Annotated in this window: 15 protein-coding genes and 2 tRNA genes; 8 read left to right on the top strand and 9 right to left on the bottom strand. The window is 35.4% G+C overall.

Annotated elements, in window-relative coordinates:
* Nucleotides 1-24 precede the first annotated feature (24 nt).
* The 3 genes from folE to R1X58_RS00970 form a co-directional block, all read right to left on the bottom strand.
* A complete protein-coding gene (gene folE / locus R1X58_RS00980) occupies nt 25-702 on the bottom strand; it encodes a GTP cyclohydrolase I FolE (protein WP_240571338.1) in 678 nt (225 codons plus the stop codon).
* A gap of 219 nt (nt 703-921) precedes the next feature.
* Nucleotides 922-2,439, bottom strand: coding sequence for an OmpP1/FadL family transporter (locus tag R1X58_RS00975; RefSeq protein ID WP_240571336.1), 1,518 nt, complete (start codon nt 2,437-2,439; stop codon nt 922-924).
* A 28-nt stretch (nt 2,440-2,467) separates the two neighbouring features.
* Nucleotides 2,468-3,616: a hypothetical protein gene (locus R1X58_RS00970; RefSeq protein WP_240572692.1), complete on the bottom strand. Its 1,149-nt coding sequence runs from the start codon at nt 3,614-3,616 to the stop codon at nt 2,468-2,470.
* Nucleotides 3,617-3,715: 99 nt separating this feature from the next.
* On the opposite strand from R1X58_RS00970, the gene proS reads away from it, so the two are divergent.
* The 5 genes from proS to R1X58_RS00945 all read left to right on the top strand — a co-directional run bounded on the left by proS (nt 3,716) and on the right by R1X58_RS00945 (nt 6,420).
* Nucleotides 3,716-5,194 carry a proline--tRNA ligase gene (gene proS, locus R1X58_RS00965; protein ID WP_240571334.1) on the top strand — a complete coding sequence of 493 codons (1,479 nt, stop codon included), beginning with the start codon at nt 3,716-3,718 and terminating at the stop codon, nt 5,192-5,194.
* A 149-nt stretch (nt 5,195-5,343) separates the two neighbouring features.
* Nucleotides 5,344-5,415, top strand: a tRNA-Glu gene (locus R1X58_RS00960).
* 98 nt (nt 5,416-5,513) lie between these two features.
* A tRNA-Glu gene (locus R1X58_RS00955) sits at nt 5,514-5,585 on the top strand.
* A gap of 27 nt (nt 5,586-5,612) precedes the next feature.
* Nucleotides 5,613-5,864, top strand: a complete 252-nt coding sequence (gene rpsT, locus R1X58_RS00950; RefSeq protein WP_240571332.1) for a 30S ribosomal protein S20 — start codon at nt 5,613-5,615, stop codon at nt 5,862-5,864.
* Between the two features lie 199 nt (nt 5,865-6,063).
* A complete protein-coding gene (locus tag R1X58_RS00945) occupies nt 6,064-6,420 on the top strand; it encodes a hypothetical protein (protein ID WP_240571330.1) in 357 nt (118 codons plus the stop codon).
* Between the two features lie 75 nt (nt 6,421-6,495).
* Here the strand turns inward: R1X58_RS00945 and rho are convergent, their stop codons facing one another.
* Entirely contained in the window at nt 6,496-8,169 is a 1,674-nt protein-coding gene (gene rho / locus R1X58_RS00940; RefSeq protein WP_240571328.1) for a transcription termination factor Rho, read from the bottom strand.
* Nucleotides 8,170-8,367: 198 nt separating this feature from the next.
* Here rho and R1X58_RS00935 point away from each other — a divergent pair, with 198 nt between their 5' ends.
* Entirely contained in the window at nt 8,368-8,778 is a 411-nt protein-coding gene (locus R1X58_RS00935) for a DUF4293 domain-containing protein (protein ID WP_240571325.1), read from the top strand.
* 224 nt (nt 8,779-9,002) lie between these two features.
* Here the strand turns inward: R1X58_RS00935 and R1X58_RS00930 are convergent, their stop codons facing one another.
* From R1X58_RS00930 to R1X58_RS00915, 4 genes are all read right to left on the bottom strand, one after another.
* Complete coding sequence (locus tag R1X58_RS00930; RefSeq protein ID WP_240571323.1) at nt 9,003-9,500, bottom strand: metallophosphoesterase family protein; 498 nt, start codon at nt 9,498-9,500, stop codon at nt 9,003-9,005.
* A 605-nt stretch (nt 9,501-10,105) separates the two neighbouring features.
* On the bottom strand, nt 10,106-11,089 hold the full coding sequence (locus R1X58_RS00925; RefSeq protein ID WP_240571322.1) for an ABC transporter permease: 984 nt from the start codon (nt 11,087-11,089) through the stop codon (nt 10,106-10,108).
* 8 nt (nt 11,090-11,097) lie between these two features.
* The gene (locus R1X58_RS00920) at nt 11,098-12,054 is read right to left on the bottom strand and encodes an ABC transporter ATP-binding protein (RefSeq protein WP_240571319.1); all 957 of its coding nucleotides are present in this window, start codon (nt 12,052-12,054) and stop codon (nt 11,098-11,100) included.
* Nucleotides 12,055-12,060: 6 nt separating this feature from the next.
* The gene (locus R1X58_RS00915; RefSeq protein ID WP_240571317.1) at nt 12,061-12,930 is read right to left on the bottom strand and encodes a COG1470 family protein; all 870 of its coding nucleotides are present in this window, start codon (nt 12,928-12,930) and stop codon (nt 12,061-12,063) included.
* Nucleotides 12,931-13,464: 534 nt separating this feature from the next.
* Between R1X58_RS00915 and truA the strand changes: the two genes are divergently transcribed.
* Both truA and R1X58_RS00905 read left to right on the top strand, forming a co-directional pair.
* Nucleotides 13,465-14,208 (top strand): tRNA pseudouridine(38-40) synthase TruA, encoded by a 744-nt coding sequence (truA, locus tag R1X58_RS00910; protein WP_240571314.1) that lies wholly within the window; start codon nt 13,465-13,467, stop codon nt 14,206-14,208.
* Entirely contained in the window at nt 14,208-15,977 is a 1,770-nt protein-coding gene (locus R1X58_RS00905) for an ABC transporter ATP-binding protein (protein ID WP_240571312.1), read from the top strand. The genes truA and R1X58_RS00905 overlap by 1 nt, the downstream gene beginning before the upstream one ends.
* Here R1X58_RS00905 and R1X58_RS00900 read toward each other — a convergent pair.
* Entirely contained in the window at nt 15,974-16,759 is a 786-nt protein-coding gene (locus R1X58_RS00900; RefSeq protein WP_240571311.1) for a diadenylate cyclase, read from the bottom strand. The genes R1X58_RS00905 and R1X58_RS00900 overlap by 4 nt on opposite strands.
* Nucleotides 16,760-16,786 lie beyond the last annotated feature (27 nt).

The raw sequence follows: 16,786 nt of genomic DNA, 5'->3' as shown, positions 1-16,786 counted from the left end.
GGGTTGATAAGCAATTAGTTTAACTTAAAACTTAGTGTCTAATTTTATGTAATCTAAAAATTCTCTGCGCACAGATTCTTCTTTGAATTTACCACCAAATTCTGAGGTTACGGTACTACTTTCAATATCGCGAATACCTCTTGAGTTTACACATAAGTGTTTTGCATCTACAACGCAGGCAACATCGTCTGTACCTAAAACTTCCTGAAGTTCTTTAACAATTTGAATCGTTAAACGTTCCTGTACTTGTGGACGTTTAGCGTAGTAATCTACAATTCGATTCATTTTAGATAAACCAACAACCGAACCGTTCGAGATATAAGCAATATGCGCTTTACCAACGATAGGTAATAAGTGGTGTTCGCAGGTTGAATACACTGTGATGTTTTTTTCAACAAGCATTTCACCGTATTTGTATTTATTGTCGAAAGTTGAAGCACTTGGCTTTCTTTTTGGATCTAAACCTCCAAAAATTTCTTTAACAAACATTTTGGCAACACGGTTTGGCGTACCGCTTAAACTGTCGTCTGTTAAATCAAGACCCAATGTTTCCATGATGTGACGAACATCGTCTTTAATAATTTCTATTTTTTCTTCATTAGAAAGTTTAAAAGCATCACCTCTTAATGGGGTGTCTGATGAAGTTCCAATGTGGTCGTCTCCTAAAGATTCAAATTCTTCTAAGTTATTCTCAATTTTCATCTGTTCATTTCATTGTTGTTTAGTTGAATGATTGTCATATCATTAACTAAAAAAATCACTTTAAGTTTGCAAAGATAAGCAAAACTGTTTTGTTATGATTTGTATTATTACACAATTAATTTAAAGAGTAGGTCTGATTTTTTATGTATTAATTACATAAAAATGAAAAAAGCTTGAATTTATTAATCCAAGCTTTTTAAAATATTGTTTGGTTTCGTTTTACAAGTTGAAACTTAACGAGAACGTAACGTTCGAATTCGTTTGATCTATTGATGCAGAATCTATCAAGCCAACATTATATAAGGGCGTTTCGAACGAGCGTTGCGACTGATCGAAAGTGACATCAAATTTCGTGTTTCCAAAGCTATAACCTAAACCTACTGAGAATCCGTTTAAATCTCCAACAGTAACACCATCGGCATACGGACTTTCTTCATAGCGGTAACCACCACGTAAACTTAATTGTTTTATACGGTATTCTCCACCAATGCGGTAAGTAGAAGCGGAGGTTAAAATATTATTCATGACAGTGTTTTGCTCTGCAAAGAAACTATCAGATGTAGGTTTAAATTTTGTATTGCTGTAATCTTTAATAGAGTAATCAAAACTGATTAAGCCTTGACTTCCAAAAATATAAGCTAAACTTCCTGTGAATTTACCAGGAGTTTGAATTCTGTATTGCGGGTAAACATTAATGATGGATGGAATATAGTCAACATCGGGATCTGCAAGATTGGTATTGATATATTGTGTTGTTTCTTCTCTAATGGTATACCAGGTAGGAGAGTCGTACGTTGCACCAACTCTAAATTCTTGTGAAAGTTTTAAAATACCACCTAACTGAAATGAAAAACCATTTCCTGTGGTAGATAAGGTATTGTCGAAATCGATAAACTCGATGTCTCCACCATTGTTATTGTCCTCCATTAAGCTGGTTACACGATCATAATCTATAAAGTGTGAATTTAAGTTAAGGCCTAAATATAACTTGTCCTGGTACTGCGTGGCAAAGTTGAAGGATATTTTACCGTTGTATCCGGTTGAAATGTAAGCGTAATCGTGAGCAAAGTTTCCGGTTGCCACGTTTGCTATATATTCGGTGTTGTCGTCGCTATCAGTTACCGGATCTAAAATATAAGCCTGATAACCCAAAAAAGCTTGTTGATGCGCAAACCCGTATTTACCACCGATAGCTTGATAGGCTTCTTCAATATATCTGTCGTTAAGTGAAATCTCTACAAGTCTTACTCCATCGGCGTAATCGTAAAAATAACTTGCAATGGAGTTGCTAAATTGACCATCATCATTGGTGTTTGTGCCAATAGCATTCCATACATTTTCATGATTGTTGGTTTTCTCATAAGCCACACCTAAAGAAAACTTGCGCCAAGGTGAATTATTTCTTGCAGCGAATACAAACGAAGCACCTCCCTGATTTAAGTCAAACTTGGAATTATTGACTTTGTTAAACCCGTTGAAATATTGCGTTTCATTTTTTACATCGGCGTTTGATAATGAAAACGAAACATGACTCGCATTAAATACTGCCGAACTGGCGGGGTTTAAGCTAACGGCACTCATGTCGCCACCTAAGGCACCAAAGGCCCCGCTTAAGGCTCTGAAACGCGCTGTTCCTTGAATTTCACTTTGTGAATAACGGAGAGCATCACTAATATCCTGAGCATTTAGTGTGCATGCCGATAGTATACCTATAAATAACAGGTTTAACTTTTTCATAGTTTAATTTTTCTTTTTTTTATGCTTTTTATCCTCTTCGTCCTCCACTTGAAGATCTTGAACTTCCGCCACCACTGCTGGAACGACTACTGCTTCCAGAAGACGATCTCATACTTGAGCCTGAACTGGAACTTGATCCTGAACTGTAACTTCTACTAGGAGTGTAAGATGAGTTACTACTTCCTGATGATCTTCTAGAGTAATTACTATTATTACTGTTTGAAGGTGAATAGGTTCTCGAGCTTGTTCTTCTGCTTGAAGATGCTCTGGATGTTGAGTTTGTTGATGGCGTGTAAGTCGAAGTTGAGCGTCTTTGTGAGCTACTTGTATAATTACGTGAACTATTAGTTGTATTGTAATTTCTTCTGTCGGCACTCACACCATTGGTATTTATAGTGCTTCTTCTAGTAGTATACTTTGAAGTTCTATCGGAACTTGTGTAACTGGTTCTTCTATTTATGGTAGAATTTGTAGCTCTGTTAGCATATGTGCCTCTTCGGCTTGCGCTATAAGCAACATTTCTTCTGTCGTAAATACCATTGTTGCCCCAGTAACCACCATAATATGTGTTGTAACCATAATATCTGCCATAAGGAGTGCCATAGTAGCCTACATATCCATAGCGCCAAGGATATCCCCAGCCATAATAACCACCATACCAGAAAGGATCGCAATAACCCCAGCTGTTCCAACCCCAGCCCCAATTCCAGTTGTTGTAACCGTAATTCCAGCCGTAGTTCCAGCCCCAATTGTTCCAACCCCAGTTGTTCCAATATGGGTCACCCCAATAGCCATATCCTGTATTGAAGTTAATAGTTACACTGCTGTTTTCCTGTCCCCAGCCACCATATCCTTGGTAGTCATTGGCCTGAGCATCATCTTCAGTGTACCCCGATGTTTCATAATCATCGATATCGGTAAAAATTTCTCCACTGGAAACCATATAATCAGCTTCCATAGATTTATTTTTAAAGTAATTAGAGTAGTAATTGTTTTTAGAATTTTCCTTAGGCACTTCAACAACAGCTTCCTCGTAGCGATCGTATTGTTCTGTGCTTCCGTAAATCCCATCATTAGCGCCAACATATTGATAAGAACCACATGAAGACAAGCCAATTGCCAAGCCTATAACGGCTAAAATTGGCATTTTCTTGGTTAAGTAGTTGTGAAATAGCATATCATTAGATTTTTATTGTTGAACATAACAAAAATAGTTAGTTTTGCTGAACTATTTTTATATTTAACATAATCACAATATTTGTGCCAAAATACTAATATGAGTAAAAAACTTACCAGTAGATCAGAAGATTATTCAAAATGGTACAACGAACTTGTTGTAAAGGCTGATTTAGCGGAGAATTCAGCAGTTAGAGGATGTATGGTTATTAAGCCATACGGATATGCCATTTGGGAAAAAATGCAGGCGGAATTAGACCGAATGTTTAAAGAAACTGGTCATCAAAATGCCTATTTCCCGTTGTTCGTTCCTAAAAGTTTGTTTGAAGCTGAAGAAAAGAATGCTGAGGGATTTGCAAAAGAGTGTGCTGTAGTCACACACTATAGATTACAAAACGACCCTGATAAACCAGGTAAATTGAGAGTTGACCCTGAAGCAAAGTTAGAGGAAGAATTAGTGGTACGCCCAACTTCTGAAGCTATTATTTGGAATACTTATCGAAGCTGGATTCAGTCGTATAGAGATTTACCCATATTAATTAACCAGTGGGCTAATGTGGTGCGTTGGGAAATGCGTACGCGTTTATTTTTACGTACGGCAGAGTTTTTATGGCAGGAAGGACATACAGCGCATGAAACAAAAGCAGAAGCATTAACGGAAGCAAAAACTATGAATAATGTTTATGCAACGTTTGTGGAGAACTTTATGGCTATTCCAGTGGTTCAAGGGGTAAAAACCGAAAGCGAACGTTTTGCTGGGGCAGAGGAGACTTATTGTATTGAAGCTTTAATGCAGGATGGAAAGGCATTACAGGCAGGAACGTCTCACTTCTTAGGTCAGAACTTCGCAAAAGCTTTTGATGTGAAGTACGCGAGCAAAGAAGGTAAACAGGATTATGTTTGGGCAACCTCTTGGGGAGTTTCTACGCGTTTAATGGGAGCTTTAATTATGACACACAGTGATGATAATGGTTTGGTGTTGCCTCCAACATTGGCGCCTAACCAGGTTGTTATTGTTCCTATTTATAAAAGTGACGAAGATTTAGATAAGATTACTGAAGTAGCCAATACTATAATGAGTAATTTAAGAGCTAAAGGTATTTCTGTAAAGTTCGATAATAGAACCACACAACGTCCGGGAGCTAAATTTGCACAGCACGAATTACAAGGAGTGCCATTACGTATTGCTATTGGTCCAAAAGATTTGGAAAACGGAACGGTGGAGTTAGCTCGTCGTGATACATTAACTAAGTCTGTAGTTGCTATAGATGATTTAACTACGACTGTTGATGATTTATTAAAAGAGATTCAGGAGACTTTATTTAATAAAGCGTTAGAATTTAGAAATAGTCACATCACAGAGGTGGAAACATTCGAAGAGTTTAAGGATGTTTTAGAAAATAAGACAGGATTTATCTCTGCGCACTGGGATGGCTCAAATGAGACCGAAGAAAAGATAAAAGAGCTTACAAAAGCGACTATTAGATGTATTCCTTTGGAAATGAAAGAAGAAGAAGGTGTGTGTGTGTATTCTGGTAAGCCTTCTAAAGGTCGGGTATTATTTGCAAAAGCATATTAATTGAAATTTTTTTAAAAAAAGTTTGAAAAGGTATTGCAGCATTCAGAAAAAGGTGTAATTTTGCAACCGCAATCGAGAAAATTGCTAGTTATTTGAAAAGTATCGCAAGTTTGAAGTAGTAAAAATGTTTACGCTTTTTAAGATACCATGGCCCGTTCGTCTATCGGCTAGGACGCCAGGTTTTCATCCTGGTAAGAGGGGTTCGATTCCCCTACGGGCTACTATTTTTCTCGAAAAAAAAGTACATTAATTTATTGAAAAGAAGTTGTGAGTGTAAGAAATAAGTTTTACATTTGCGCTCTCGAAAAACAATAATAATGGCCCGTTCGTCTATCGGCTAGGACGCCAGGTTTTCATCCTGGTAAGAGGGGTTCGATTCCCCTACGGGCTACAATATTTTAATAATATACAAAAGAAAATGGCAAATCATAAGTCAGCATTAAAAAGAATAAGAAGTAACGAAGCTAAGCGTTTAATCAATAAGTATCAGCACAAAACAACTCGTAATGCTATTAAGAAATTACGTGAGTTAACTGATAAAACTGAAGCTGAGGCTTTATTTCCTTCAGTAGTATCTATGTTAGATAAATTAGCTAAGAAAAACATTATTCACGCTAATAAAGCTGCTAACCTTAAATCTGGTTTAGCTAAGCACGTAGCTGCGCTTTAATAGCTTGATCCCATAATAAATATTTGAAAAAGCTTCTCTTTTCTAGAGGAGCTTTTTTTTTATATCTAACCGAAATTTATTTAGAATTTGGGTTAAAATAAATTGGCAAAATGATTAGAATTTATGCCAAATTTGGTTTTAATGCTCTAAATTTGCAAAACATAAGAAGTTAATTATTCATTTTTATTAATAGTACCCTTTGGAAAATACAGCAGCAATAAAGTTAATTGATAAGATTGTAAGTGATCTGGATCAAACAGGAATCAATACCGATACGTTAATTGATGATATTAAAACATTAAGAGGTTATGCCTTAGAAGAGCAAATTCCTTTAGTTGTAAAAGTATTAAGACTAACTTACGAGCATATTGAGGAAAACGAATCATTCTTAATCCCTATGCCGGAAGATGAAGACGATGAATTTGAAGTAGAAGCTGAAGTAGAGAATGCTCCGGTAGAGAGTTTAAAATACGTGATTTCTTTAATGAGAAATCTTGATAATAAAATTAACATTAACGATTTAAAGACGTACAGAGATTCATTAAACAATTTCTAATTTAAAAGTTCTTTATAAAACATAAAAAAGCCTTTCTGAAAAGAAAGGCTTTTTGTTTATTATCAATTTAAGTTTTTATCCGTTCATTGAGATTAAAAACTCTTCGTTGTTTCTGGTTTGTTTCACACGATCGTTAATGAATTCCATCGCTTCAACAGGGTTCATATCGGCAAGATACTTACGCATTACCCACATACGTTGAATTGTAGCTTCATCTAATAATAAATCGTCGCGACGTGTACTTGAAGACGTCAGGTCGATAGCAGGGAAAATTCTACGGTTAGCAATTTTTCTATCTAACTGTAGCTCCATGTTACCGGTTCCTTTAAATTCTTCGAAGATTACCTCGTCCATTTTAGAACCTGTTTCTGTTAACGCCGTAGCAATAATGGTTAACGAACCACCATTTTCAATATTTCTGGCCGCACCAAAGAAACGTTTTGGTTTATGTAAAGCGTTAGCATCAACACCACCACTTAATATTTTACCAGAGGCTGGTTGTACCGTATTGTAAGCACGCGCTAAACGCGTAATAGAATCTAAAAGAATTACCACATCATGACCACATTCTACCAAACGCTTTGCTTTTTCAAGAACGATGTCGGCAATTTTTACGTGTTCATGCGCTTCTTTATCAAACGTAGACGAAATAACCTCACCACGTACATTACGTTGCATATCGGTAACCTCCTCAGGACGCTCATCAATAAGTAAAATCATTAAATATACTTCTGGGTGGTTAGCTGCAATGGCGTTGGCCACATCTTTAAGTAACATGGTTTTACCAGTTTTAGGTTGCGATACAATCATACCACGTTGTCCTTTACCAATAGGCGAGAACAAGTCCATAATTCTGGTAGAAATCGTACTTTGCTTTTCAGCAATATTGAATTTCTCTTTAGGGAATAATGGCGTTAAGTGTTCGAAAGCTACACGGTCTCTTACCACTTCTGGTTTCTGACCATTTATGCGGTTTACTTTAATTAACGGGAAATATTTTTCACCTTCTTTAGGTGGTCTAACATTTCCTAAAACAGTATCTCCTTTCTTTAACCCGAATAAACGAATTTGCGATTGCGATACGTAAATATCGTCAGGAGACGATAAGTAGTTGTAATCCGATGAACGTAAAAATCCGTACCCATCCTGCATAATATCTAAAACACCCTCACTCTCAATAATAGCATCAAACTCAAAATCAGGTTCGCGGTAACGGTTTCTGTTATCCTTGTTACCGGCATCAACAGTATTCCCGTTGTTATCTCTGTTTTTTTGATTTTTGTGTTGATTTTGTTTGTGCTGATTGTCCTTTTTCTGGTTTTGCTGTTTATGCTGGTGCTCTTTCTGGCGATCTTGCTGCGGGTTATTTGGTTTCGCAGGCTTATCGTTTTTAGCCTCAGGCTTAGCTTCAGTCGGAGCCGGAGCCGGACTCTCAGTTTTTGAAGTTTCAGCCGTAGGTTGCTCAACTTCGGTTTTAGTTTCGTTTTTTACAGGTGCCGGTTTTGGTCGTTGTACACGCTGTCTTGGTTTTTTTACTTCTTTTTTTGGGGCTTCGTTGGTTTTTGGTTCAGCTGTTTCAGAAGAATCAACGACAGCTTTTACTGCTTTTGGGTCGGCAGCCTGATGGTCTAGTATCTGGTATACTAAATCCATTTTTTTTAATGAACGATACTTAGGAATGTTCAATTTTTTAGCAATCTCCTGTAAATCAGAGAGCTTTTTTTCGTTTAATTGAGAAATTTCAAACATTGATGTTTAATATAATACGTTTAAGAATTTTAACTTTTGAGTAATTCTGAAAAAAAAATGATTTTATTCTGAAGAATTAACAACCTGTTAATGCGGCTGTTGAGAATTGTTAATGCAATTATACGACTTTATTTTAATTTTTAGTAGTAAAATTTTAAAAGAAACTATTATTTTTGCCTTCGAGTTTTAAAAAAGCACATGTTACAACGTATACAATCTATATATCTTTTAGCCGCCGCAGGCGTATCTGCAGGGCTAATATTTGTATTCCATTTATGGGTTACAAATAACGATGTTGTGGTGTATGCAAAAGACGATATTAAGTACTTAGCTATGTTTGTAGCTTCGGCAGCTTTATCGTTGGTAACCATATTTAAGTATAAAAACAGGAAGTCTCAATTTATGTTGGGGCGACTTAACATCATATTAAACTTTATTTTACTAGGATTTTTTGTGTATCAATCTCTAAATGTATCTGGAGAAACTAGCGTTTCTGAGAAAGGTATTGGGATGCTTCTTCCTATCATTTCTATCGTATTTCTGGCTTTAGCCAATAAGGCCATCAAAAAGGATGAAGATCTCGTAAAATCTGTAGATCGATTGCGTTAAAACCTAACATCTTAGTAGTATTAGTGCGTTAGCCCAAGGTGAAGATCTTGGGCTTTTTTTTGTTTCTATTTTTGGCGTTACCCTTCGGGTCGGGCTTTACGCGCTACACGGTAGCTCGCTGCAAATATGAAATATTCACGATTTCCGAATTACGAAATATAAATAAATGAGTAATCCCTAACGCGAATAAAAGTTAAAATTAGTAGGATTAGCCAGCAACTAAACTAATACCTATTTTCAAATTCAATCACTTCCAGATTATCAATTTTACCTTTGTCTATGGTAAAACGTAGCATGGTACGTATTTTATGAAACCCGTGTTTACCAACTGCTCCAGGATTCATGTGTAACAAATTTAATTTTTTATCGGGCATCACTTTTAAAATGTGAGAATGCCCACAGATAAACAATTTTGGGGGATTGGCTTTTATCGCTTCACGCACTCGCATGTTATACGCATTAGGATAGCCGCCAATATGGGTCATCCAAACATCAACACCTTCACACATAAACCGGTTGTTTTCTGGGAACTCGGTACGAATTTCCGAGTTGTCAATGTTACCGTAAACTCCACGTAGTGGTTTTAAGGCTTTAATGGCATCGGTGACTTGTAAGTCGCCAATATCACCTGCATGCCAGACCTCGTCTGCTTGCCTAACGTGGTTTAAAATATGCTCGTCTATATAACTGTGCGTGTCTGAAAGTAACAGGATTTTGGTCATGTGGCGAATGCTAAATTGGGTGTAAAAGTAACAGTTTTAAATTGTTTAAAAGTATTAATGAACGTTAATAAGTTTGTTTTAAGTTGTAGGAAAATTGATAATTGGTTTTGTTTAAAGGAAGTTGGGATTTAACTGGTTCTACTACTAATAAAAGCCATCAGTATTTACCTTCCTATGTTAGACTAGATATGAAGATGAGATATTTTTTTTGATTTTAAAATAAATAAACAGGTAAAGTAACTAGTTACTTTACCTGTTTGTATAAACACTCAACTATAATTTAGATACGCTTTTCTTGTCGAAGACGAATCATTATGAAATTCATATTCTTGACTTACAAGCATCTTGTTAAAGAGATTCTCATTAACTGTAACTGGAATTTTTAGGTAAGGGAACTTTATTTGATATGATTTCCCTTTTTTTCCTATCAATTTAATTTTTAAAGGTTTTGTTTCCATAAGTAAAATCTTTTAAAAGGTTAAATCGAAAAATCAAGTTATTATTTATTGAGCAAAATTTATTCCAAAATAAAATGGAGTTAATTTGGTTAAAACCAGCAATAAACTCTATCGGTTTTCTGAAAAAATGTCATTTGTTCTGAAAAACTAACATTTAATCTCTTTTCTCATAAAGAAATAATAAGCCAAAGCAAAACAGGCAATAGTTACAGATATTAAGCCACTAACTTGAGGCCAAACAATTAAAAGGCTGTCTCGAATTGGTAATGAATTAGGAATTGCTCCAGCCATTTGTTCCATACTCATAGGGCCTAGACTTCTTACTTTCGGCATTAAAAGTGTTGTAGTAGCATCAGTATATAATTGATTAGGGGCCATATGAAACAACATTTCAATCCATGAATATGGACTAGAAGAAAACATGTTTGATTTTGGAATTATCACTTTAGCAATCACTTTAATGATCATATTGTAGAATATCGTAAAAAATAACCAAAGACCTATTGCGGCTATTGCCGCTGTAGCGGCTTGTTTAAATCTAATTGAAAATATAATAGATAGACTAAACCAGAATTCAACATAAAATACACATATAATAATGTAACTAAGTATTCTTACTACTTCTTCAAACTCAATGGGCACACCTGTTATAAGTAAACCTCCACCAATCATGAGAAGAGATAGGGTTAAAAACATAGTACTTATAAGAATGGTGACACTAATAAACTTGGATAATAATAGGTTATCTCTGTAAATAGGTTGGGCCATTACTCTAATTAGTGTTCCGTTTTGTTGTTCCGAATTGATAGCATTAAATCCTAGGCTTATGCCTAATAATGGCCCTAAAAAACTAATAAATACATGAAAAGGAGGCAAACTACCATCGGTTATGGTTAATAGTTTAAGATATATCAATAAATGATCGGGGTCTTTAGTATTAGAAATGGCCGAATTTAAATTGCTTATTGCGATATACATAGACGCAAAGAATGTAAAAACAATAATCATTAGTAAAATAATGAACTGCCAACTTCTAATGTGATCAGAAATCTCCTTTCTAACCATGGCCCAAATTGGAACACTCTTGTTTAATGATTTACTAAATGAGAAATCAGTATAAGATATTGCCATAATTGTTGTTATACGTTTAAGTGTTGGTTTTCAAAATATTTTTGATAGATATCTTCCAATCCATAGGTTTTTTGATGAACGCCAATAATGTTATAATTCCTCTCAACCAAAAACCTTACAATGCTTGGAGTTAAAGTCTTATTACAGTTAATATAAATTTGACTATTTTCTTTGTAGATATGTTCAACTTTTGCTAGTTCCTGTAATGCCAGTTCTTCCTCCTGGGTTAATTTTACAGGTTCGCTAAGAGTAATGTTAACTTGATGCGATGTTTGTGAGAAGAGTTGTTCAGATAATTGTTCAATGTTTCCTTGTGCTAATAATTTTCCTTTTACAAAAATCCCTACACGATCGCATATTTTTTGAACCTGATTTAAATGGTGAGAAGACAGTAAAACAGTAAGTCCATGCTTGCGACTTAATGTTTTAATTAGTTTTAAGAAGCCTTGAACGCCACTGGGGTCTATTCCAAGTGTGGGTTCATCCATAATGATAACTTCAGGTTCTTTAATTAAAACATCTGCCAGACCCAAACGCTGTTTCATACCTCTTGAATATGCAGCCGTTTTGGTATTAAGAGCATTATCCAAGCCTACAGTTTTCATAGTGCTTATAGCCGATTTCTCGGCTTCCAATCTGGAAAGCCCATTTAATTGCCCTATATAAACTAAATTTTCAAGTCCGGTCATATGATCATAAAAGCCTACATTGTCCGGCATATAACCTACTTTACTTTTTACATTTATAGGACTGGATATTGAGTTGTGTCCACAAACTTTAGCAATTCCTGATGTAGGTTCAATTAGCCCTAGCATCATTAGAATAGTCGTTGTTTTTCCGGCTCCGTTAGGTCCGAGTAAACCAAAAATTTCCCCTTTATGAATATTAAGGTCTAAATGATCTACTACATTAATAGAACCATAGCGTTTTGTGAGCCCTTTGAGTTCTATAATTGATGTTTTCATGACGTATTATCTTCTTCCGTATTTGCGAATCAAAATATAAACAACAAGAATAGCTATTAATATAATTATAGCTCCAAGTAATCCAGAAGCCAAGGAAGTCACAACTGATATTCTGAATACAGCTTCATCTTTTGTATTAGTATTTTTTGCCGTAAACGTGGTCATGTAATCGCCAGCAATAGTTTTGTCTGGTACGGTTAAGGTAACTGTTACATTTTCTGTTTCGCCGGGAGAAAGTTTATCAATCTTTGAAGGTTTAAATACCGCACTCCATTTTGGAGGTGTTTTACTATTCAGTTCAATATCGGTTAAACTTAAAGATCCGGTATTTTTAACGGTTAACTGGATTTCTTTTTTTTCTCCTTCAGTTATTTTATCACTCAATCTACCTGTGGAAGTGGTCATTTTCAATTCATAGGCTCCGCTTACAACAGCTTCTAAATTTAAACTTAGAGATTCTTGTGTTGATTTTGCAATTACAGGAACTTCATATTTCTTAGGTTTCGCTTCATACGATGGGTAGAATTCTAAGTTAATTATTTCCTTCTTACCACGATCGACCTTAATGGAAGTGACTTGTTTTCCTTTGGCTTTAAAAATCGCTTTCCAACCTTCAGGAACCTTAGCTGTTAGTTGGTAAATTTGATCTTCAGTTGCGTTATTTTCAAGTGTTGTGGTATAGCGAAATACCTGACCGACCGAAGTTTCTATATTAATTAAATCGGAAGAGAAAGTAGATTTTAAACCATCATCCTTTAATGGCTGTCTTTGGGCATTTAAGTTTGAAAAGATTCCAGAAACAATAAAAAAAAGAAATGTGATTGATGTGTAGAAACACTTAGAAGTGTTTAGTCTAGATAAATAATTGAATAACATAACAAAAACAAAATAATTATTATTAAAAAATGAAATTGATTAATCTATTAATTATAAAATGCTTTATATACAGGCTATTTTTATTTAGTGCATGAAATTAATATTTGACAAAAAAATATAAAAAGGAGGAAATAATTTTGTGAAAATTTTAACAATTATATTTGTGTTTGTTTAATTTGAAAGCAGATTTTTTATTAGATAGTGTAATGTTTTAGGTCTGTTTATACTTTATGATTAAATTAAATTTCCTCAAAAGGATAAATTATGATACAAAGTGACTTTTAGAATTTAAGTTAGTTGCTATTTAACAGAGTTATTGATTATTCATGCATTTTTATTTCATTTTGGAAATCGTGAATGCTTCGCGTTAGGGATAGTAGCGGCTAGCTTTTGCATAAGCAAAACTAATAGCGTATAGCCCGACCCGAGGGGTAAGGCCCAAACCCATCTTTTAATATAGAATTAAGACGGTGGTTTTCGCCGGAATACCAAAACTGTCTATCTTTGCTATTTCAACAAAACGATTAAAGCAATTTGAGGTATTTTATAGAGCTATCGTACAATGGTAGTGCATATCATGGTTGGCAAAACCAACCAACGGCAATTTCGGTTCAGGAAGTGATTGAGAAGGGCTTAAGTACGCTTTTAAAAACACCTATCGCTATTGTTGGTGCCGGCCGCACTGACACCGGTGTACATGCCACACAGATGTTCGCTCATTTTGATACCGATATTGAAATTGATGAAGCGCATTTAATGTATAAGCTCAATGCGTTTTTACCTAAAGATGTGGCGATACACGAGATTTTTAAGGTAAAACCCGAGGCTCATGCCCGTTTCGATGCGTTAAGTCGAGCGTATTTGTATCGCATTACATTAAAAAAGAATGTGTTTAATGTCGATGCAGCATATTATATAAAGCAAGAACTAGATGTTGAAAAAATGCAGAAAGCTTGTACCATTTTATTCGACTATAAAGACTTTCAGTGTTTTTCGAAAGTGAATACCGATGTAAAAACATATAATTGTGATATTATGAAAGCGGAGTGGTTTTTTAAAGACGACGAGCTTCATTTTGTAATTAAAGCCGACAGGTTTTTGCGAAATATGGTACGTGCCATTGTAGGTACCATGGTCAACATTGGTTTGGGTAAAATTGCTGTAGACGATTTACATACCATAATAAAATCTAAAGACAGGAGTGAGGCCGGCTATTCGGTTCCGGGTCACGCCTTGTATTTAACCGAAGTGGCTTATAATAACGATATAAGACTGTAATGAGTAAAACAAAAGAAAATATATTCGACGTTGTATTGTTTAAACGTCTGTTTCAATACATAAAGCCATATAAGGTAGTCTTTGTGGTACTTATAATTTTAGTTGTATTGTTGGCTGTTTTAAGTGCCGCAACGCCATACATAACTAAATACGCCATAGATAATAGTATTGAGGTAAAAATACCTGAGACATTTTTGTACTACATACTGGCTATGTTTGGGGTGTTAATACTGCAAACTGTGTTTCAGTTGGCCTTTATTTACTATGCGGCCTGGTTGGGACAAAATCTGGTTGAAGATGTGCGAGTGAAATTATTTAATCACCTGCTAAAATTCAAGATGAAGTATTACGATAATTCATCGGTAGGGGTGTTAATTACCAGAGCCGTAACCGATATGGAACGTATTGCCGATATATTCGGACAGGGACTGTTCATGATTTTTAGGGATTTACTGGCTATGGTGGTTGTGTTTGGGGTAATGGTTTATATCAACTGGCGCTTAAGTTTAATTGTTTTTGTGATGCTTCCTGTGCTTATGTATGCGACACGTATTTTTCAAAAATACATGAAGGTGGCTTTTGAAGAGGTTAGAAATGAAGTATCTAATCTGAATTCATTTGTTCAGGAACGTTTAACCGGAATGAAAATTCTACAACTGTTCACACGTGAAGATGTAGAGTATAAAAACTTCATGGAGATTAATGAACGTCACAAAAAGGGCTGGTTAAAAACCGTTTGGTACAACTCGATATTTTTTCCGTTGGCCGATTTGGTGTCTTCGGTATGTATTGGGGCGGTAGCCTGGTATGGCGGATTAAGCATTGTGTTAGAAAATCATGAAGTATCGCAGGGCGATTTAATTGCGTTTATCATGTTTATCCCGATGCTCTTCAGACCTTTACGTCAGATAGCCGATAAGTTTAACACCCTGCAAATGGGTATGGTGGCTGCAACTCGTGTATTTAAAGTAATAGATACCACTTCGCAAATTGATGATAACGGAACCATAGTAGCGGATCATTTTAAAGGAGATATTGCATTTAAAAATGTCGTGTTTAGTTATGTTGATGACGAAGAAGTATTGAAAGGCATTTCATTTGATGTGAAAGCAGGTGAAACCATCGCTATTGTTGGAGCAACCGGAGCAGGTAAGTCAACCATCATTAATTTATTAAATCGTTTTTATGAAATTAAAGACGGCTTGATTGCCATTGATGGCGTAGATATTAAAGAGGTGACTTTAGCCTCGTTACGTACGCAAATAGCTGTTGTATTGCAGGATGTGTTTTTATTTGCCGATACGATTTTAAATAATATTACTTTAAATAATCCGGAAATTACTGAGGCTCAAGTTGAAGCGGCGGCTAAAGAAATTGGTGTTCATGATTTTATAACCAGTTTACCGGGCGGTTATCATTATAATGTTAAAGAACGCGGGGTGATGTTATCCTCTGGGCAACGTCAGTTAATTTCGTTTTTAAGAGCTTATGTAACCAATCCGAGTATTTTGGTGTTAGATGAAGCTACATCTTCGGTAGATTCGTATTCAGAGCAATTGATTCAAAATGCGACGGATAAAATAACCAAAGGCAGAACCTCGATTGTTATTGCTCACCGTTTAGCAACCATTAAAAAAGCTGATAAAATTTTAGTGATGGATGCCGGTGAAATTGTAGAACAGGGTACACATGACGAATTGCTTCAAAAAGCAAACGGGTATTACAAAAACTTATATGAAGTTCAGTTTTTAAAGGAGGAAGTCGTTTAAGCTAAATCTTCTTTAATAAGTGATTTCAGGGTTTCAGTATTATCGAATACAATAAATTCGCCGTCTTTAAAATAGGAGATTTGTCCGGTTTCTTCACTAACAACCAAAGCCAGGGCATCGGTTCTTTCAGTAACACCAATGGCAGCTCGGTGACGTAAACCAAATCGTTTTGGAACCGTTTTTTCATTGTTTAATGGTAGAATTACACGGGTAGCTTTCACAATGTTGTTGCTTACAATAATGGCACCATCGTGTAACGGACTGTTCTTGAAAAAGATACTTTCAATAATTGGCTGGGTCACTTTTATATTCATTTCATCGCCCGTAGAACTCAAAAAATCAAGATTGTTGTTGCGTTCAAAAACAATTAAAGCTCCGGTACGCGATTGCCCCATTTTAGTGCAGGCCGATAAAATAGCATCGACATTAGTCTCATCGATAGATTCGGTTTTTAAAAAGCTAAATTGCTTAAAAAAACTACGACGACGTTTAAAATTTGTTGATCCTACCATAAGCAGAAACTTTCTGATTTCAGGTTGAAAGACAACAATAAGAGCAATAATCCCCACTTTCATAAATCCTCCAAAAATGCCGGAGAGCAATTCCATGTTAAGGAATTCGGTAAGGCGCCATACCAGATAAGTAATGATGATTCCAATAAAAATATTGATGGCAACAGTACCTTTAATAAGTTTATAAACATAATAGAGTAGCAGGGCTACTAAAAACACGTCTATAATGTCGACAACAGAAAATTTTAGAAGGTCATTAAATATATCCAAGGCGAATGGGTTTTGGTAAATTTAGTA

The sequence above is a fragment of the Aestuariibaculum lutulentum genome, assembly GCF_032926325.1.
In the GTDB taxonomy this organism is placed as follows: domain Bacteria; phylum Bacteroidota; class Bacteroidia; order Flavobacteriales; family Flavobacteriaceae; genus Aestuariibaculum; species Aestuariibaculum lutulentum.
The sequence above is the reverse complement of the archived record's forward strand: the minus strand, read 5'-3'. Positions and strand labels throughout refer to the sequence as shown.

Bases quoted from the DNA above. Each gene is read 5' to 3' on its own strand.
- folE (WP_240571338.1), bottom strand. From the start codon at position 702: ATGAAAATTGAGAATAACTTAGAAGAATTTGAATCTTTAGGAGACGAC.
- R1X58_RS00975 (WP_240571336.1), bottom strand. From the start codon at position 2,439: ATGAAAAAGTTAAACCTGTTATTTATAGGTATACTATCGGCATGCACA.
- R1X58_RS00970 (WP_240572692.1), bottom strand. From the start codon at position 3,616: ATGCTATTTCACAACTACTTAACCAAGAAAATGCCAATTTTAGCCGTT.
- proS (WP_240571334.1), top strand. From the start codon at position 3,716: ATGAGTAAAAAACTTACCAGTAGATCAGAAGATTATTCAAAATGGTAC.
- rpsT (WP_240571332.1), top strand. From the start codon at position 5,613: ATGGCAAATCATAAGTCAGCATTAAAAAGAATAAGAAGTAACGAAGCT.
- rho (WP_240571328.1), bottom strand. From the start codon at position 8,169: ATGTTTGAAATTTCTCAATTAAACGAAAAAAAGCTCTCTGATTTACAG.
- R1X58_RS00935 (WP_240571325.1), top strand. From the start codon at position 8,368: ATGTTACAACGTATACAATCTATATATCTTTTAGCCGCCGCAGGCGTA.
- R1X58_RS00930 (WP_240571323.1), bottom strand. From the start codon at position 9,500: ATGACCAAAATCCTGTTACTTTCAGACACGCACAGTTATATAGACGAG.
- R1X58_RS00925 (WP_240571322.1), bottom strand. From the start codon at position 11,089: ATGGCAATATCTTATACTGATTTCTCATTTAGTAAATCATTAAACAAG.
- R1X58_RS00920 (WP_240571319.1), bottom strand. From the start codon at position 12,054: ATGAAAACATCAATTATAGAACTCAAAGGGCTCACAAAACGCTATGGT.
- R1X58_RS00915 (WP_240571317.1), bottom strand. From the start codon at position 12,930: ATGTTATTCAATTATTTATCTAGACTAAACACTTCTAAGTGTTTCTAC.
- R1X58_RS00905 (WP_240571312.1), top strand. From the start codon at position 14,208: ATGAGTAAAACAAAAGAAAATATATTCGACGTTGTATTGTTTAAACGT.